Below are 17,803 nucleotides of genomic sequence, written 5' to 3' on the forward strand. Positions count from 1 at the left end.
GTGGTCAATTTGGCCCGGAATGCCTGGTCAGTTTGCCCCGGAATGGGGTGGTCAATTTGACGCGGAATCACTGGTCACATTCCGCCGGAATCAGGTGGTCAATATCAGCGGTATATCCAGTAAGGCATACATTCATTCCAAATTTAAAGATTAGTAAGATACGATTTTAAGAAATGCTGGGAAATTTGTATATTTATTAAAGCTAAAGTCAAGCTAAGAACCGTTAACAATACGTTAACAGAAAAAAGAAAGGCAGTCACGATCTAACGTAACTGCCTGATTCTGAGGTAGCGGGAACAGGACTCGAACCTATGACCTTCGGGTTATGAGCCCGACGAGCTACCAACTGCTCCATCCCGCACTATGTTAATCTTCATCGCGGCCATAACATCCGCAATGTTTGTTCCTTCTTGCAAGGAAGCCCGGATTTTGTCGACCCGCCGTTTAGAAATCAAAAGCCTCAAATCGTAAAGACTTGAGGCTTCCTAATTTTCTGGGTAGCGGGAGCAGGACTCGAACCTACGACCTTCGGGTTATGAGCCCGACGAGCTACCAACTGCTCCATCCCGCACTATATTTGGTGTTTATTACCTTCCGTTCATAACCCCGGAAAGTGGTTTCCAATTGTCAAAATGCAATTTGCACTCCGTTTTTATTGGACTGCAAAGATATAATTCGTTTCTTTGCAGTCCAAATAATATTTTAATTATTTTTTCTATGGCACACAGGGCAGGTTTTGTAAGCATAATTGGTAAACCCAATGCGGGTAAGTCAACCCTTATGAACGCCCTCGTGGGCGAAAAAATGTCTATCATCACCCCAAAAGCGCAAACAACACGTCACCGTATTTTGGGTATTGTGAATGAGGAAGACTATCAAATTGTATTTTCGGATACCCCGGGGATCATTAAACCGCACTACGCATTACACGAAAGTATGATGCACCAGGTAGACGGCTCCATTGTAGATGCCGACCTGATTTTGCTGGTTACCGATATCCACGAAGAATACAACGAGCAGGATGTGCTGAAAAAGCTGGAAGGCTCCACAGCTACACTTATTGTATTAGTGAACAAAATAGACCAAAGCGACGAAACGGAAGTAAAAGAGAAAGTTGATTACTGGCAGGAGAAGTTGAACCCTAAAGCCATCTTCGCTATATCTGCCCTGCATGGCCACAACATACAGGCCATTATGGAACTGATACTGGACGAACTGCCCGAGCACCCTGCCTATTACGAAAAGGACGCGCTGACCGATAGGAACGACCGCTTCTTTGCCTCAGAAATGATAAGGGCGCAGATTTTTAAGCAGTACAAAAAAGAGATCCCATACAGCACCGAGGTAATTGTAACCGCGTTTGTAGAGGGCGAAAAATTGCACCGCATCAGTGCCGAGATCATCGTTGAGCGCGATTCGCAAAAAAATATCATTATTGGGGAAGCCGGAAAAATGCTGAAAATAGTAGGCACCTACGCCCGCCGCGATATGGAAGATTTTTTCCAGAAGAAGGTCTTCCTGGAAATGTTTGTAAAGGTTATCCCCGACTGGCGCAGCAAAAAAAATTACCTGAAAAAATTCGGGTACGAATAAGAAAAGTTTTGAGTAGTGTGTGTTGAGTTCTGAGTTGTTTAAGCTTAACTTTACACACGGGCAAAGCTAATAAGTAATAATTTATTGGGTATGTTGTGGGATAAACTCACAACTCATTACTCACAACTCACAACGAACAATGAGTAATATAGTAGCTATAGTAGGCAGGCCAAACGTTGGCAAATCCACTTTATACAACCGTTTAACCGAAAGCCGTAAAGCTATTGTTGACGATTTTAGCGGCGTAACCCGTGACAGGCATTACGGTACCAGCGAATGGACCGACCAAAAATTTACAGTTATAGATACCGGCGGTTACGTAGCCAACTCCGAAGAACTTTTTGAAGTTGCCATCCGCGAGCAAGTATTAATCGCTATCGAAGAAGCATCTGTGATCTTGTTTATGGTGGATGTTACCACCGGCATTACCGATCTGGACGATGAGATTGCAAACATCCTGCGTAAAGGTAAAAAACCAGTCTTTGTAGTGGTAAACAAACTGGATAACAACTCCCAACTGGCAGATGCTACCGAGTTTTACAGCCTTGGCCTTGGCGAGATCTACACCCTGTCGTCTATGACAGGCAGCGGCACCGGCGAACTGCTGGATGAAGTGGTGAAACATTTCGAAGATGTTCCGTTTGACGAGAACGAGCGCCCTAAATACGCCATTGTTGGCCGCCCTAACGTAGGTAAATCATCTATCATTAACGCGTTGATCGGCGTGGATCGTAACATTGTTACCCCTATTGCCGGTACCACCCGCGATAGTATCCATATCCACTACAACCAGTACGGCCACGATTTTATGCTGATCGACACTGCCGGGATGCGTAAGAAAACCAAGGTGAAAGAAAATATCGAATTTTACTCGGTAATGCGTACCATCAAAGCCCTGGAAGAAGCCGATGTGGTTATCCTGATGATTGATGCTGTTGAAGGTTTGGAATCTCAGGATGTGAATTTATTCCACCTTGCTGAGAAGAACAAAAAGGGTATCGTTATTGTGGTGAACAAATGGGATCTGATTGAGAAGAACAACAAGACCGTCAAGGTTTTTGAGGAGCAGATCAAACAAAAAATAGCGCCATTTACCGATGTGCCTATCGTATTTACCTCGGTTACCGAAAAACAGCGTGTACTTAAAGTTATCGACGTAGCCAACCAGGTTTACGCCAACCGTGCCCGCAAGATCCCAACCTCAAAGCTAAACGAGGTAATGCTGCCCATCATCGAGAATTACCCGCCGCCATCTTTAAAAGGTAAATACGTAAAAATTAAATACATTACACAGATAGCGGGCCAATCGCCCATGTTCGCGTTTTTCTGCAACCTGCCACAGTATGTAAAAGAACCATACTATCGCTTTATCGAAAATCAGCTGCGCGAGCATTTTGAGTTTTCCGGCGCGCCTATACAGGTGTGGTTCAGGCAGAAATAGGCAGTTATAATATTTATATATGCAAAGGCGATAGGTTTTATACCTGTCGCCTTTTTGTTTGAAATCATTACAACTATCTTTATGGAAACAAAGCAAATATGGATATTGATGGTAACGAAAGTATTGCTGCGTCTTTTCCCGCAAACTATATCAATGCCGAACTTGGCATAACGCTGTCGGCCGAACAATTTGAGCCTTTTAAGACGGGGATTTATGCGGGCAGCATGGACGAAAAGTGGAATATTTTTGTTTTGGGTGATGTATTGTTCTTTTCTCGTAGCTGGACGAATAACTGCATTTTTAAAGTATACATAGAAGAACAAGAAGATTTAGTTCTTCTTAAAAATGTTGATATTAACAATGACCCGGCGGAATATCGCGTTGTAGATATAAAAGCAAGCGTTGACCATGTAAAGTGGATAATACAGCTTTATTTGTCCAGGCAAGAAGTTGTAGACCCTAAATTAAAGTTACCGTTTATACGTGATACTATAAGAAAAGAGGATCCCGATAATGAATGCTCCAAAATAGTAGGCTCGCGTACTGTCGCGCAGGTAAGGCATATTTATAACGCCTTAAACTCTTCGCCAAATGATGAGTTATTTACTGTTCGGGGATGGGTAAAATTCGAAGCAAACCTTTTAAGCAGGGTGGATAAAGAGGCCTTAGTAAGCATTTATATTACAAACAAGGCTAAGGATATTGCCAAAACCCTATACTTTGACGAAACGGCAAATGAGTTACTCGGTAGCATTATTATCGAAAAAATAAGGGCGGAGTAGCTAACCGTAAAGGTACCGGTCATTTCAAATTGTATCGTCTCAAAAATTTTTATCCGTCAATATCTTCTTACCTTTAAGGCGCTCGATGATATGGCGTGCTTCGGCTTCATCCAGATCGTTGCCAAACTTTACCGTTTTTAGGCCGTAATCAAACTTAACGGTGCCCGAATTATAATTGCTTAAAAAACCTTTTTGCTCCCGTCGGCCAAACTGAAACCCATTATAAATCGAAAACTCTTCTAAGGCGCGTACATGCTTAACCTCATTTAAGTCGTACACCTGGGGCGATAAAAAGAACAGCGCTCGGTTACGGATAGAGATAGTGCCCTGCCCCGCTTCAATAATCTCTTTTCCAAGGAGCATAAAAAGGATAGTGCTCACTACAAAAATGCCGCCGAGCGTCCAGCCGCATAGCCACACAATTAAAAACAGGTCTGTGCCGGCTGCAATTCCTCTTGTTCTTGTTACACTCGTTTCGCCAAAAAACCAGCCAACCAGCCAAACCGAAAAAAACAATAAAATAAAATAGTTCTTTTTGCCGGGGATAACGATCTCTACTTTGTCGAAGTTGTCGGTAATGATGGCGCGGCCGCCGTAAGGGGTTTCCAATTGCGTAGGGGATTAGGGTTTAAACGTTTATAAAAGTAAGGTTACGGCTTGTAAAAGCAAATCTTTACATCGTTATTTTTGAACCACCGTTTGCGCTACAATTTTTAGTAATTTTACTTTTATTATTATGCAACCAACCCTCAATAAATACAACATCAAATTCAGCGAAGCGCTCGCCGGCTTAAACCCCGAGCAATTGGCGGCAGTAAATAAAATGGACGGCCCGGTGCTGGTAGTCGCTGGCCCCGGTACGGGTAAAACGCAAATATTGGCCGCGCGTATAGGTAAAATATTAACCGATACCGATGCCCAGCCAAACGAGATCCTCTGCCTTACTTATACCGATGCGGGCGCCGTAGCTATGCGCAAACGCTTGTTCGAATTTATTGGCCCGGATGCTTACCGCATTAATATTTACACTTTCCACGCTTTTTGTAACGAGATCATCCAGGAAAACCTGGAGTATTTTGGCAAGCTGAACCTGGAATCGTTATCGGATCTGGAATCGGCCATGCTGTTTCGCGAATTGGTAGATGAGTTTGGTAACGAACATTTGCTGAAGCGCTTTACCGGCGATATTTATTATGATGCACCCCGCCTAAAAACCCTCTTCTCTACCATGAAACGCGAGAACTGGAGCAAGGAGTTGATTGTACAAGCCGTACAGGAATACCTCGACGATCTGCCAAACCGCGAAGAATTTATCTACAAACGCGCCAACCTTAAAGCCGGCATCAACATAGGCGATCCAAAACAAAAGGATATCGACAAGGCGAAAGATACCATGGCCAAACTTTTGGCCGCCGTTGCGGAGTACGAGAATTATTCGGCCAAGATGAAAGCCCGCGGCCGGTACGATTATGACGACATGATCATCTGGGTGCTGAAAGCCTTCCGCGAAAATGAGGAGATATTGCGTAAATACCAGGAACGGTACCAGTATATTTTGGTAGATGAGTTTCAGGATACCAGCGGTTCGCAAAACGAATTGCTCAAATTCCTGCTGAACTATTGGGAAACGCCAAACGTTTTTGTGGTGGGCGATGACGATCAATCCATCTTCAAGTTTCAGGGCGCCAACATGAAGAACATCCTCGATTTTGCCGGCGACTACGTAAGCGCCCTGCATACTGTGGTGCTTAAGCACAACTACCGCTCCAATCAGCAGATCCTGGATATTTCCAAAGCACTCATAAACAATAACCGCGAGCGTTTAACCAGCCAACTGAGGTTAGACAAAAACCTGAAGGCCTCGCACCCCAGGTTTGATACGTTGGTTGTAGAACCGGCTATAAAAGAATACGATAACCCCGCTAATGAACTGGTGGATGTTGCGTTGCAAATAAAAGAGCTGGTAGAAAAAGGCACGGAGCCCGGCGAAATTGCCGTTATCTACCGCAACCACAGCCAGGTAGAAGAATTGCTCATCTACCTGGAGGCGCAAAAGATAGCCGTAAATACCAAGCGGAAGATAGATATCCTTACTGTCCCCTTCGGCGAAAAGATCCTGAACATCCTCCGCTATCTCGCCATGGAGTTGGACTCGCCATACAGCGGAGATGAACTGCTGTTCGAGATCCTGCATTACGACCTTTTCAACATGCGCCCTATAGAGATCGCTAAAGCAAGCATCGCGGTATCCAAAGAAAACTTCGCGACAGCAAAAAACAATGAGCCGGTAACCAGCCTGCGCCGCTACATCCACGAGATGAAATTGGTTGCCCAAACTGATTTATTTAGCAAGCAGCCCAACGTAGAGATGAAATACCTCATTAACGATATTGATGAGCTGCTAAAGTCTGCCGTAAGCGTTACACTACAGCAATTTTTTCAGGATGTGGTCACCAAAACGGGCATCCTCAAGTACATTATGCAGCAGCAGGATAAGGGCACGCACATGCAGATCCTCACCAGCTTCTTCGATTTCCTGAAGGATGAAAGCCGTAAGGACCCGGAGATAAAACTATCGGGGTTGATAGCTACCGTCGAACTAATGAAGAAGAACAACATAAGGTTGGAGCTGAACAAGGTGATCTTCTCTGATAACGGCATCAACTTCTTAACCGCTCATGGCTCTAAAGGACTGGAGTTTGAGCATGTGTTCTTCATCGGCTGCGATAAAAAAACATGGGATGGCAAGGGCCGCAATTACGGTTTCAGTTACCCGGATACGCTCACCAGCTCAGCATCAAACGATATTGCGCAGAAAGAAGAGGCACGCCGCTTGTTCTACGTGGCCATCACCCGGGCTAAGCAATGCCTTAATATTTCCTACGCCGGCAAAGATGCCAAAGGCAAGGACCAGGAACCATCGCAGTTCATCGGTGAGATATTGGCAGATACCGATTTGCAATTACAATTCCCTAAAGTAAGCGACGCTAACATGCTCGGCTTCTTCGCCACCCAATTCAGCGAGGCTGAAAAACCTGTGGTGGAACTGCTGGACAGAAATTACATTAACCAGTTATTGCAGAATTACACGCTCTCGGTTACACATTTAAGTAATTATTTGGATTGCCCGCTGCGGTTTTACTTTCAGTGCCTTATCCGCGTTCCATCGGGCAAAAGCCCTTCGGCAACGTTTGGGCAGGCGGTCCACTGGGCGCTTAATAAAGCCTATCGCAAACTGCCGGAATATGGCAATGAGTTTATGCCAATAGAGGATTTTGTGAAGGAGTTTAAGTGGTACATGTACCGCAACCGCGATTCGTTCACCAAAACCGACTTTAAACTACGGGTAGATTATGGCGAAAAGATCCTGCCGCCGTATTATGAGCTTAACGCCCCCAACTGGAATAAAGTAGCCCAAACCGAGCGAAGCATCAAAAATATTGAGGTGGACGGTGTGCCGATAAAAGGCAACCTGGATAAAATAGAGTTCGACGGCAAGGATGTTACCGTGGTGGATTATAAAACCGGCCGTGTGCGCAACGCAAAAGATAAATTGCTTCGCCCTACAACCGATGCGCCAAACGGCGGCGACTACTGGCGCCAGGCGGTTTTCTACAAGATATTGATAGATAACGACCACACCAACGATTGGCAGGTGGTGAACACAATATTTGATTTTATTGAACCGGTAAGCGACGAGTATTTTAAAGAAAAGGTGGTGATAGGTCCACAGGATATTGAGGATGTTACCGGGCAGATCACATCCGTTTATCAGAAGATCATGAACCACGAATTTAGCGAAGGCTGCGGAAAAAAAGAATGCGACTGGTGCCATTTTGTAAAAAGCAATTTTAAGCAGCCGGGTAACATTTTGGAGACAGTTGAAGGGGACGAAACAGAATAATTAAATTGCTTGTATGAAAAACGCATTTATCCTTTTGCTCTCCTGTTTAACCCTTGGTGCATCTGCCCAAACCGTAGTAAAGCAAGATGCCGCTATCAAACAAATGGTAGATGAGGTTTCTAACAAAAACATCGAGGCCATTGTGCGCAAGCTGGTGAGTTTTAAAACCAGGCATACCCTAAGTGATACCATCAGCAAAACCGAAGGCATTGGCGCGGCTCGTAATTGGATAAAAGCCGAATATGAACGCTATGCGGCGGCATCAAACGGGCGCATGAAAGTGCAATTTGATGTATTTGTGCAACCACAGGGCAGGCGTTTAAGCAAGGCCACTACCATGAAGAACGTGCTGGCCGTTTTAAAAGGGACAGATACTTCAGATCATCGGGTTTATATCGTATCCGGTCATTACGATTCACGTGCTACCAAGGCAATGGATTCTACGTCATTCGCGCCCGGCGCGGTGGATGATGCATCCGGCACGGCCGTTTCTATGGAACTGGCCCGGGTGATGGCAAAACGTTCGTTCCCGGCTACTATTATATTTATGGCGGTTGTTGGCGAAGAGCAAGGCTTGTACGGCTCTACCAACGTGGCTAAGCGCGCAAAAGCCGAAGGGTGGCAAATAGATGCCATGCTGAATAACGACATTGTAGGTAACACCTACGGCATGGAAACAGGCTTGAAAGACAATCGCAGCATTCGAGTGTTTAGCGATGGTGTGCCAACGGCTGCTACAGAAAAGGAAATAGCCGCCCTAAAATCTTTAGGCGGAGAAAATGATAGCCAATCGCGGCAGTTAGCGCGCTATGCCAAAGAAGTAGGCGAGCGTTACGTAGAACAACTGGATGTAAAACTAATTTACCGTACCGACCGCTACCTGCGCGGCGGAGACCACCTCCCCTTTTTAGAACAAGGTATTACCGCCGTACGCTTCACCGAAATGAACGAGAATTTCGAACGCCAGCATCAAGACGTTCGCAAAGAAAATGGCTTGGACTACGGCGACCTCCCCGATTTTGCGGATTATGATTACACACAGAAAATAGCTCGCATGAATCTTTCAATCCTCGCCAACCTGGCCTCCGCCCCTGCGCAACCGCAAAACGTAGGCGTAATCACCAGCGACCTCACCAATAAAACAAAACTGAAATGGGATGCTCCAAAAGGCAAAGCGCCTGCGGGCTATTATGTACTGATGCGCGAAACTATTAGCCCGTATTGGGAAAAGAAATTTTATGTAACCGATACCAATGCAACCATTGGCTACTCAAAAGATAATTACCTGTTTGCGGTGCAGTCGGTTGATGCCGCGGGGCACGAAAGTTTGCCGATGGGGCCAAAGCCCGTGAGGTAACGGTTTTTATCGCTGCGAAGTATCTCGTTTCTACGATGAAACTACTTCACGCTTTTCTTCCGCACGATAAAATATCCCAGCACAAAAACTACCGCTGCCACGCCAAGGCTTACAAAAACATCTTTTGTAAATATGTCTATGGCAAATTCTTTAGCGGGTCCTCCCTTGCCGGGTTTCATCATGCTTTTTAACGCGATCATAGGGTGTGCATAAGGGAAGGCGTAGCTGTATTCCCAATTGGTTGACACGGAGATAACACCCAGGATAAAGCAAACAAAACCAATACCCATTGGCTTTAAAAAGTCACTCCAAAGCAGGCTAAGTAAAAACTGGATGGATAAGATGCCTAAGGCAGACAAGAATAGCTTAAAATAGATTTCCCCAATTTCAATTTCGAGATGATAAGTATCAAACTTCAATTCGGGTTTTAAAAGGCTAAGCAGGTTACCAAAGATAACCGTAAATAGGGCAAAGAGCCCCATACAAGTAAACAGTAAAAACACTGCGTAAAAATATTTAGCGCTATAAATCGCCCAGCGAGACATAGGCAGGCTAAAGAGCGTTTTCCAAGTATCTGCTTTATGCTCAATACTATTTACTGAGTATGCCAAAAATATTGCGAACATAGGTAGTAATAACGACCCCATAACCCCCAAAGCTAAGCCGGCAAACTGCATCCACAAGGCCATGCCGGATAATGCAGCTAACCTTTCGCTTTTGAGGTAAAAACCAACAGCAATAAAAAAACAAATCAATAGCGGCAGCAATATTGAACTCCAAAAACCCAGGGTTTTACGGCTCTTATAAAATTCCGAGCGGAACGATAGTATAAATCCCTTCATCTGTGGTTAGTTGCTTTTGGTTATAGCCAGGAATAAGTTCTCCAGGTCTTTATGCTGTTTGTTAATGGCAAATACCGTAATGCCGTTTTGGTTGAGCAGGGCGTTTAATTCACCCATTTGCTTTTTAGAGGTAAAGGGCACGATAAGGTTCTCATGGTTTATATCAACAACCTCGTAATTATTGCGTTTAAGCAGGTTGGCCGCATCCACGGTGTTATCTGTCTCTATATATACCTGCGGCTGGCTAATGGCTTCCAGATCCTTCACGCTGCCCTGGAATAATAATTCGCCGTTATTAATAATGCCTACGTGCGTAGCCATTCTTTCTATCTCGGCAAGCAGGTGGCTGCTGATGAATACTGTTTTATTATGGTCGCGCGTTAAACGCACCAGCAGTTCACGGATCTCTATGATACCGTTCGGGTCCAATCCATTGGTGGGTTCGTCAAGTATTAAGAGTTTAGGGTCGCTTAATAAGGCAAGCGCAATGCCCAGGCGTTGTTTCATGCCCAGCGAGTATTGCCCTGCTTTTTTACCGGCGGCGTTGCTGAGTTTCACAAGCGCGAGCATCTCATCTACGCGCTCATCCTTTACGCCAAGCAGCATGGCGCGGTTCACCAGGTTTTCGCGGCCGCTCATGTGGGCGTATATCGCGGGCTGCTCTATCAGTGAGCCTATTTGCGATAATATGGCAACGCGGTTGGTTTGTAATTCTTTTTCAAAAACAAAAATGCTGCCTTCATCTGTTTGTAACAGATTAAGCAGCATTTTTATGGTGGTGGTTTTCCCGGCACCGTTTGGGCCTAAAAATCCGTATATACTTCCTTCCGGAACTTGGAGGGATAATGCTTTAACAACCTGCTGGCTGCCAAAGCTGAACGATAGGCCTTCCGTACGAATTACCATACGTTCTCTTGAGCAACAGATACAACAGTTTTTACTAAACCAATGCCTTTAACAAAAAGCGATTTGGCCTGGGTGGCTGATGCGTGTGCAGATGCAAATTGTTGTGTTTTTTGTTCAAACTGGTAGCTAACCCCCATTACAATGGCAAATAATACTGGTGCCAATAATAAAATGAAGGGATTTGAATTTGAAACTAACTTTTTCATTGTGTGTTTGATTTTGATAGAACAAAGGAATACTAAATAACCCACGCGCTAAAATCAATTAGACCAACAGGCGGGAATTGTAGATGAACGGCCCTTTTTGTGATTAAACCCTGTTCATCGGTCTTTTTTGCCCGTTCGTCGAAAAAAGCGCCAGCCAACTGTAATTCACAGACTTATTTAGCATCAAAACGCTACTTTAGGTGCTGTTAACATGTATATTATTTGATGAAAAAAAGCTGGCAAATATTCTGGCACATGTTTTTTTGGCTAAGCATGATCTCGTTCTTCGTGTTTATAGCCTATAGCGGCGGCAAAACCAGTCTGCAAAACCTTCTTGTGATATTTGTGGTTTTTGGGGTGGTAAACATTGGCCTTTTCTATTTAAACTACCTCGATTTTATCCCCCGCTTTTTAGATAAAAAGAAGTACTGGCAATTTGTAGTAACGGTAATTTGCACGGTGATCATTGTCGGGGTGGCAAAATATGGGCTGGCTTTGTTGTTTAAATCCGTCATCCTCGTGCGGATGGGCAAACAGATCGGCTTTTGGCAGTATATCGTAAGTTCGGCCTTTACCAGTGTGGTTTTTGTATTCCTGAGTACCATATTAAGGTTTACCGTAGATTGGTTCCTGAACGAACGCATCCAGCGCGACCTGGAGAACCAGCGCCTCAGCGCGGAACTGTCGTTTCTAAAGTCGCAGATCAACCCGCATTTCCTGTTCAATTCGTTAAACAGCATTTATTCGCTGGCTTACCAAAAATCAGACACTACGCCGGAGGCCATCCTGAAGCTCTCCGAAATTATGCGCTACATGCTTTATGAGTGCAACGACAACAAAGTAGATTTAACCAAAGAACTGCAATACCTGCAAAACTATATCGACCTGCAGAAGATCCGTTTTGGCAACAAAGCCTTTATTAATTACGAAGTTCATGGCGAGGTTACCAACCAAAACATTGTGCCCTTGCTGCTCATTTCTTTTATAGAGAACGCCTTTAAACATGGCGTTGCCAACGACCCGGCATCGCCCATAGCATTAAAAATAAACCTGAGCGACAGCCACCTTTACTTTTTTGTGCAGAATAAAAAGCACACCCATAACCGCGATGCATCGGGAGGGATTGGCCTTGTTAACGTAAGGCGCCGGCTGGACCTCCTTTACCCGTCTAAATATAATTTAGAAATTCGAGACGAAACCGATACCTACACCGTACAATTATCCTTAGTTTTATAACCATGATCAGATGCCTTGTAGTTGACGATGAGCCCTTGGCCCTCCACATACTGGAAGATTATATTTCCAAAATACCTTTTCTGCAGCTGGTTAAAGCAACCACCAACCCTATCGAGGCGCTAACCCTGGTTCAGGATGGTGGTATCGATCTTGTTTTTCTGGATGTGCAAATGCCCGAACTTACCGGCATTCAATTCCTTAAAATATCAAATGGCAAGGCAAAAGTGATCCTTTGCACCGCCTACCCGCAATACGCGCTGGAAGGGTACGAGTTGGATGTGATAGATTACTTGTTAAAACCCATCGCTTTCGACCGATTTTTTAAATCGGTACAAAAAGCTCAAACAGTTCTTGCACCGGCAGCCAAGCCCGTAGCACCGGCAGAACCCGCCAAGCAGGACGACTTTATGAGCGACTTTATCTTCGTGAAAACCGAGCATAAAATTCAAAAGGTATACCTGCACGATATTTTGTTTATTGAGGGTTTGAAAGATTACATCTCCATTTTTACTCCTGCCGAGCGCATTATTACGCTACAGGGTATGAAAAAGATGGAAGACGCCCTGCCCGAAAAGCATTTTATGCGCGTACACAAATCCTACATCGTATCTATCAACAAAATTGACAGCATCGAACGCAGCCGCATTTTCATTGGCGATAAAATAATCCCCGTAGGTGATACGTATAGAGAAGATTTCTTTAAGATAGTGGACGGGAAGAATATTTAAACGGGAATCAACTTGCATTCCCCTCCACCATGTCTTTTCGATGAAGCAGTGGGAAGGACCGAGCGGCGGCGCGAAAGAGAAATCTTATACGCTGTGCATTCGGGCACGCAATCCAACTATGCATTGGCTTGATGCGGGGCGTATAAGACTTCTCCCCTCTGCGCTCAATCCCCGCTTCCGGGTTCGAAATGAACGTAAAGGGGTAAAAAAGCAAAGCCCGTTTACTTGCGTAAACGAGCTCTCTTATTATATAAAATCCACTCCTTATATCGATAGTATCTCTACGATCTTTAAAAAGTTAGCGTTAATTTCTACGTGATGTTTACATGCGTGCTCAAACGGCGTGAACGCGATCTCATTATGTACTATGCCTATCATCTCGTTACGGTGCCCGTCTCTAAGCGCCTCAACGGCAGCTACGCCTACGCGGCTTGCCAGCACCCTATCCATACATGATGGCTTACCACCACGCTGAATGTGGCCCAGGATAGATACCCGGGTATCGTAATTAGGGAATTTTTCTTTTACCTGGCGGCCAATTTCAAACGCGCCACCCGGGTCTTCCCCTTCGGCAACCATCACAATTTTTGATGATTTGTCCTTACGCCCATTTTCAAGCCTATCCATCAAAGCATTAATATCGCGATTTGTTTCCGGGATAATAATAGCTTCCGCACCCGATGCAATACCGGTACGCAAAGCAATTAGCCCGCTATCGCGGCCCATCACCTCAACAATAAAAAGCCTGTCGTGAGATTCCGCCGTATCGCGGATCTTATCAACGGCATCAATTACGGTATTAATGGCGGTATCGTAGCCTATGGTAAAATCCGTTCCGTAAAGGTCGTTGTCAATGGTACCGGGCAAACCAACAACCGGCATGTCATATTCGCTGCCGAAGATACGCGCGCCGGTAAAGGTGCCGTCGCCACCTATGGCAACCAGGCCTTGTATACCATGTTTAATCAGTTGGTCATAAGCTAAACGGCGGCCTTCGGCAGTTTTAAACTGCTCGCTGCGCGCTGTTTTAAGTATGGTACCGCCACGCTGGATAATATTGGCAACCGATTTTCCATCCATCGGAAAAAGCTCGCCGTTTATCATGCCTTCGTAGCCGCGGCGAATGCCAACAACTTCTATATTGTAGTATTTTGCTGTACGCACAACCGCTCTAATAGCGGCGTTCATTCCCGGCGCGTCGCCGCCCGAAGTAAAAAGTCCTATTTTTTTGATCTGCGTCATTTGTTTGGGGAACGCCCTTGTAGCTTCTGATAATGTATTTACTTACTTCTTAACGATATTAAAAGGCATTCCTTTATATACCGCTTCAAAAGTTCGGCGAATTTACACTTTTTTGCTGAGAATGACGGGCATTAAAGCTAATGAAGCGCTAATGAAAAATGATTACGGCTTATTTGGCAGCTTTATAGGCGGTTAGGCCGCTGTTTAAGAATTTGATGTAATTACTTACGCTATAATTAGCGCCCTGTGGTGGCACCAAAACGGCACCATTACCATCCATAATAATATAATTGGGCTGCGAGTTAGAATTGAAATCTTTTGCCTCCATATCGCTCCACTTGCCACCAATGGTAGTTATTTTTTTACCGCTATAGGTAGATACAAAAACATCTTTAGGGTCAAGATCTGCTTTGTCATCAACAAATAGCTGTAGTAAAATAAAGTCGTTTTTTATGCGGGAAAACACTTCTTTGTTACTCCATACATCGCTTTCCATTTTGCGGCAGTTTACACAAACAAAACCGGTGAAATCTATCAATATTGGTTTATGCTGTTCTTTGGAAACCTGGAGTGCCTGCTCATAATCGTACCATGGCTCAAGCCCTTTTATTTTATTGCTCACGTAGTTGGCAGCGTATTTCCGTTCGGTAATTTTTGAAGGAGTTTCAGCCGGGTTAACCGATGTAATGCCCACGTCCGGCGCTTGCGATAAGTTAAAATCCTGTGTTCCCTCAGGTGGTAAAAACGCGCTGATGGCTTTTAGCGGTGCACCCCATAGCCCGGGTATCATATACACCACAAAAGCGAATGTGACAATGGATAAAAATAAACGCGGGATACTCACAAACGGCACATCGCTATCGTGAGAAAACTTGAGCTTACCCAACAAATATAAACCCAGCAATGCCCATATTGCTATCCATAACGACAGGAACACTTCACGGCTGAATAAATTCCAGTGATAAGCAAGGTCTACGTTAGATAAGAACTTCAAGGCAAACGCCAGTTCTAAGAAGCCTAATACCACTTTAACGCTATTTAACCAACCGCCAGATTTTGGCAGGCTTTTTAACAACGATGGAAACATCGCGAAAATGGTAAACGGCAGTGCCAGTGCTAAAGAAAAACCAAACATACCCAGAGCGGGTGCTAAGCGGTGTCCCTTGGATGCAGCATCAACCAACAGGGTGCCTATGATCGGGCCCGTGCAGGAGAACGATACAACCACTAATGTAGCAGCCATAAAAAATATCCCGGCCATGCCCCCCTTGTCGGAGTTTTGATCGAGTTTGTTGGCAAGCGAGCTTGGCAGTGTTATTTCAAACGCACCCAGGAACGATATACCGAATACGATCAGCAGCAAAAAGAAAAAGATATTGAAGACGCCGTTGCTCGCCAGCGCGTTAAGCGCATCTGACCCAAACAGAAGGGTTATGATAAGCCCCAAGCCTACATATATAACAATGATGGATAAACCATATATCACCGAGTGCATAATGCCCTTGGCTTTACTTCCGCTCTTTTTGGTAAAAAAACTTACGGTTAATGGCAACAATGGATAAATACACGGCAGCAACACAGCTGTAAAACCACCTATAAGCCCCTCTATAAAAATTTGCCAAAGCGACTTTGGTTCCTCTTTGGACGTTACGGTTTGCTTTGCCGCTGCGATCTTCGCCACAGAATCTCCCTTTGTTTTAGCAACCGAATCTGCCTTTTTGCGAATAACAACACTATCGGCTGCTGTAGGGATATCGGTAAATTGCATTTCACCCGTGACGGCGGTATCCGCTTTTTGGAATGCATTTGCCTGTTTCGGTATAAAAACCGTTAGGCAAAATAGCGCTGCTAATAATATGATTCCGTTGCGGAGCATGCTGCGCCTGGTTGCTGTGGCCATTATCTATTCTTTGTTAAAATTATTTAGCTAATGGGATAGAGAAAGCTACCTCATCCGGTGGCAGGCATTTGGCATCGTTGCAAACCATAAATTCAAGCTTGCCGGTTACAGCAGTAGCCTTCGCCGATTTTAATTTTATTTTTTGGCTAAACACCACCGAATTTTCAAAGTAGCCAACATTCATGCTAAACACCTTTTCGTACTTGGATATTGGTTTTGGCTCTACCGTTTTGCCAATTGGAGCGTAATCTTTAGATTTTGTAAACGTGAACGATGTTTTTACCGGGCCGCCTTCTTTAACGGTTTGCGAATAAATGTGCCAATCCTTTTGGATAGTAGCTTTCAAATAAACAACGGCCTCAGTAGCGCTCACTTTTTTGGCCGCGTATGACCATTTTACCGGTGTTTCTATTTGTGCATGGGCTGCTGCGGTTAATACCAAAGCCGCAACCATTAAAAATAATTTCTTCATCTTATTTGTTTAAAAATTCTATTTCCTTTAAATTATATTGTTCTTCTGTGCCATTACGCTCTACCACCAGCAGCCCGTTCTCTACCACATTTTTAATGGTGCCGGTAAACGTTTCCCCGTTAGACCGATATTCGCTTGCTTCGTTTAACCGGTATAGTCGGCTTAAGTAGGTACTCCTTACAATATCCGTTTTACCGGCCTTCAGTTTAAGGTACCAGCCTTCCAGATGGCTGCAAATTTCAGATAATATATCTTTCAAATCATAATCCCTTTGTAATATCTGCTTAACAGAAATAGCGCTCCCGGCACTTTCGGGGTAATTATCCTGGTTGATATTGAGCCCGATGCCGATAATGGCATTTTTGATTTGTCCGCCCTGTATCATATTTTCAATTAGCATGCCGCCAAGTTTACGGCTGCCAAAGTAAATATCGTTGGGCCACTTAATTTTTAAACCGCCGCCCAGCAAGGGGTGCAACGCGTCGTAAACCCCTAAACTAACGGCTCTTGTGAGGTCGAATTGTTGCGTGGGCGAAATAAAATGAGGCTTTAATAACAGGCTGAAGGTTAAATTTTTACCTGGCTGGGCGTGCCATGTGTTTTGATGCTGCCCGCGGCCGGCGTACTGGCTCTCTGCCATAATGACCGTTCCCTCCGGTACTGGCTTGGAATTTGACAAGATATTTTTGAGGAAAGTATTGGTGGAGTCAACTTCTTTTAGTGTCACTAAATTTTGTCCAACAAATAATCCTGAAATTATGTTATTTTGCAACGTATAATATTTTATAAACCCAAATCGTTCAAAACTAATTCTTTTTGATGGTAAAAAGTAAAGTGATAAATGAATCTACCTATATTTCTGAACTGGCCATACACGGTATGCAGGAGAAAAAGGGGAATGAACTGGTAAGGCTCGACCTGAGGAATATCAAAAGTTCGGTAGCTGATTATTTTGTGATCTGCCATGCAGACTCTGCCACACAAGTAAAAGCGATAGCACATAGTGTTGAAGAAGAAATTTATAAGGCCATACAGCAAGACCCCTGGCGAAAAGAAGGGCTTGAATATGGCGAATGGATCCTGCTGGATTATATAGACGTAGTTGTACACATCTTCCGTACCGATAAACGCGAGTTTTATGGGGTGGAGGATTTATGGGGTGATGCTGAAATTAAAAGCTATAAAAGCGCTTAA

Annotated in this window: 16 protein-coding genes and 2 tRNA genes; 8 read left to right on the plus strand and 10 right to left on the minus strand. The window is 44.5% G+C overall.

Annotated elements, in window-relative coordinates; all coding sequences use genetic code 11:
- Positions 1–288: 288 nt before the first annotated feature.
- Positions 289–361 (minus strand) — tRNA-Met (locus EPL05_RS09980).
- Positions 362–494: 133 nt separating this feature from the next.
- Positions 495–571: transfer RNA gene (locus EPL05_RS09985), tRNA-Met, on the minus strand.
- Between the two features lie 146 nt (positions 572–717).
- Between EPL05_RS09985 and era the strand changes: the two genes are divergently transcribed.
- The 3 genes from era (at position 718) to EPL05_RS10000 (ending at position 3,816) form a co-directional block, all read left to right on the plus strand.
- Positions 718–1,593, plus strand: coding sequence for a GTPase Era (era, locus tag EPL05_RS09990; protein WP_128533825.1), 876 nt, complete (start codon positions 718–720; stop codon positions 1,591–1,593).
- A 139-nt stretch (positions 1,594–1,732) separates the two neighbouring features.
- Positions 1,733–3,034 (plus strand): ribosome biogenesis GTPase Der, encoded by a 1,302-nt coding sequence (der, locus tag EPL05_RS09995; protein WP_128533826.1) that lies wholly within the window; start codon positions 1,733–1,735, stop codon positions 3,032–3,034.
- A 98-nt stretch (positions 3,035–3,132) separates the two neighbouring features.
- Positions 3,133–3,816, plus strand: coding sequence for a hypothetical protein (locus EPL05_RS10000; protein WP_128533827.1), 684 nt, complete (start codon positions 3,133–3,135; stop codon positions 3,814–3,816).
- Between the two features lie 39 nt (positions 3,817–3,855).
- Here the strand turns inward: EPL05_RS10000 and EPL05_RS10005 are convergent, their stop codons facing one another.
- Positions 3,856–4,425 carry a hypothetical protein gene (locus tag EPL05_RS10005; RefSeq protein ID WP_128533828.1) on the minus strand — a complete coding sequence of 190 codons (570 nt, stop codon included), beginning with the start codon at positions 4,423–4,425 and terminating at the stop codon, positions 3,856–3,858.
- Positions 4,426–4,552: 127 nt separating this feature from the next.
- On the opposite strand from EPL05_RS10005, the gene EPL05_RS10010 reads away from it, so the two are divergent.
- Entirely contained in the window at positions 4,553–7,720 is a 3,168-nt protein-coding gene (locus EPL05_RS10010; protein WP_128533829.1) for an ATP-dependent DNA helicase, read from the plus strand.
- Between the two features lie 13 nt (positions 7,721–7,733).
- Complete coding sequence (locus tag EPL05_RS10015) at positions 7,734–9,077, plus strand: M20/M25/M40 family metallo-hydrolase (RefSeq protein ID WP_128533830.1); 1,344 nt, start codon at positions 7,734–7,736, stop codon at positions 9,075–9,077.
- 41 nt (positions 9,078–9,118) lie between these two features.
- On the opposite strand, the gene EPL05_RS10020 is transcribed toward EPL05_RS10015, so the two are convergent.
- The 3 genes from EPL05_RS10020 to EPL05_RS10030 are packed head-to-tail and all read right to left on the minus strand — an operon-like array spanning position 9,119 to position 11,031.
- A complete protein-coding gene (locus tag EPL05_RS10020; protein ID WP_128533831.1) occupies positions 9,119–9,919 on the minus strand; it encodes an ABC transporter permease in 801 nt (266 codons plus the stop codon).
- 6 nt (positions 9,920–9,925) lie between these two features.
- Positions 9,926–10,825, minus strand: coding sequence for an ABC transporter ATP-binding protein (locus EPL05_RS10025; RefSeq protein ID WP_128533832.1), 900 nt, complete (start codon positions 10,823–10,825; stop codon positions 9,926–9,928).
- Positions 10,819–11,031, minus strand: a complete 213-nt coding sequence (locus tag EPL05_RS10030) for a hypothetical protein (RefSeq protein WP_128533833.1) — start codon at positions 11,029–11,031, stop codon at positions 10,819–10,821. The genes EPL05_RS10025 and EPL05_RS10030 overlap by 7 nt, the downstream gene beginning before the upstream one ends.
- Positions 11,032–11,256: 225 nt before the next feature.
- On the opposite strand from EPL05_RS10030, the gene EPL05_RS10035 reads away from it, so the two are divergent.
- Entirely contained in the window at positions 11,257–12,267 is a 1,011-nt protein-coding gene (locus EPL05_RS10035) for a sensor histidine kinase (RefSeq protein ID WP_128533834.1), read from the plus strand.
- 2 nt (positions 12,268–12,269) lie between these two features.
- Positions 12,270–12,995: a LytR/AlgR family response regulator transcription factor gene (locus EPL05_RS10040; protein WP_128533835.1), complete on the plus strand. Its 726-nt coding sequence runs from the start codon at positions 12,270–12,272 to the stop codon at positions 12,993–12,995.
- Positions 12,996–13,259: 264 nt separating this feature from the next.
- Here the strand turns inward: EPL05_RS10040 and pfkA are convergent, their stop codons facing one another.
- From pfkA to EPL05_RS10060, 4 genes are all read right to left on the minus strand, one after another.
- Positions 13,260–14,237: a 6-phosphofructokinase gene (gene pfkA, locus EPL05_RS10045; protein ID WP_128533836.1), complete on the minus strand. Its 978-nt coding sequence runs from the start codon at positions 14,235–14,237 to the stop codon at positions 13,260–13,262.
- Between the two features lie 169 nt (positions 14,238–14,406).
- Positions 14,407–16,137 carry a protein-disulfide reductase DsbD family protein gene (locus EPL05_RS10050; protein WP_243837264.1) on the minus strand — a complete coding sequence of 577 codons (1,731 nt, stop codon included), beginning with the start codon at positions 16,135–16,137 and terminating at the stop codon, positions 14,407–14,409.
- Positions 16,138–16,156: 19 nt separating this feature from the next.
- Positions 16,157–16,609: a protein-disulfide reductase DsbD N-terminal domain-containing protein gene (locus EPL05_RS10055; protein ID WP_128533837.1), complete on the minus strand. Its 453-nt coding sequence runs from the start codon at positions 16,607–16,609 to the stop codon at positions 16,157–16,159.
- Position 16,610: 1 nt separating this feature from the next.
- Positions 16,611–17,336, minus strand: a complete 726-nt coding sequence (locus tag EPL05_RS10060) for a biotin--[acetyl-CoA-carboxylase] ligase (RefSeq protein ID WP_243837265.1) — start codon at positions 17,334–17,336, stop codon at positions 16,611–16,613.
- Between the two features lie 92 nt (positions 17,337–17,428).
- Between EPL05_RS10060 and rsfS the strand changes: the two genes are divergently transcribed.
- Positions 17,429–17,803: a ribosome silencing factor gene (rsfS, locus tag EPL05_RS10065; protein WP_128533839.1), complete on the plus strand. Its 375-nt coding sequence runs from the start codon at positions 17,429–17,431 to the stop codon at positions 17,801–17,803.

Source organism: Mucilaginibacter gilvus, assembly GCF_004054195.1.
In the GTDB taxonomy this organism is placed as follows: domain Bacteria; phylum Bacteroidota; class Bacteroidia; order Sphingobacteriales; family Sphingobacteriaceae; genus Mucilaginibacter; species Mucilaginibacter gilvus.

What these genes read in the sequence shown, in the direction of transcription:
- EPL05_RS10015 (WP_128533830.1), top strand. Translation starts at nt 7,734, where the DNA reads ATGAAAAACGCATTTATCCTTTTGCTCTCCTGTTTAACCCTTGGTGCA.
- era (WP_128533825.1), top strand. Translation starts at nt 718, where the DNA reads ATGGCACACAGGGCAGGTTTTGTAAGCATAATTGGTAAACCCAATGCG.
- rsfS (WP_128533839.1), top strand. Translation starts at nt 17,429, where the DNA reads ATGGTAAAAAGTAAAGTGATAAATGAATCTACCTATATTTCTGAACTG.
- EPL05_RS10025 (WP_128533832.1), bottom strand. Translation starts at nt 10,825, where the DNA reads ATGGTAATTCGTACGGAAGGCCTATCGTTCAGCTTTGGCAGCCAGCAG.
- EPL05_RS10035 (WP_128533834.1), top strand. Translation starts at nt 11,257, where the DNA reads ATGAAAAAAAGCTGGCAAATATTCTGGCACATGTTTTTTTGGCTAAGC.
- pfkA (WP_128533836.1), bottom strand. Translation starts at nt 14,237, where the DNA reads ATGACGCAGATCAAAAAAATAGGACTTTTTACTTCGGGCGGCGACGCG.
- EPL05_RS10030 (WP_128533833.1), bottom strand. Translation starts at nt 11,031, where the DNA reads ATGAAAAAGTTAGTTTCAAATTCAAATCCCTTCATTTTATTATTGGCA.
- der (WP_128533826.1), top strand. Translation starts at nt 1,733, where the DNA reads ATGAGTAATATAGTAGCTATAGTAGGCAGGCCAAACGTTGGCAAATCC.
- EPL05_RS10050 (WP_243837264.1), bottom strand. Translation starts at nt 16,137, where the DNA reads ATGGCCACAGCAACCAGGCGCAGCATGCTCCGCAACGGAATCATATTA.
- EPL05_RS10055 (WP_128533837.1), bottom strand. Translation starts at nt 16,609, where the DNA reads ATGAAGAAATTATTTTTAATGGTTGCGGCTTTGGTATTAACCGCAGCA.
- EPL05_RS10040 (WP_128533835.1), top strand. Translation starts at nt 12,270, where the DNA reads ATGATCAGATGCCTTGTAGTTGACGATGAGCCCTTGGCCCTCCACATA.
- EPL05_RS10000 (WP_128533827.1), top strand. Translation starts at nt 3,133, where the DNA reads ATGGATATTGATGGTAACGAAAGTATTGCTGCGTCTTTTCCCGCAAAC.
- EPL05_RS10010 (WP_128533829.1), top strand. Translation starts at nt 4,553, where the DNA reads ATGCAACCAACCCTCAATAAATACAACATCAAATTCAGCGAAGCGCTC.
- EPL05_RS10020 (WP_128533831.1), bottom strand. Translation starts at nt 9,919, where the DNA reads ATGAAGGGATTTATACTATCGTTCCGCTCGGAATTTTATAAGAGCCGT.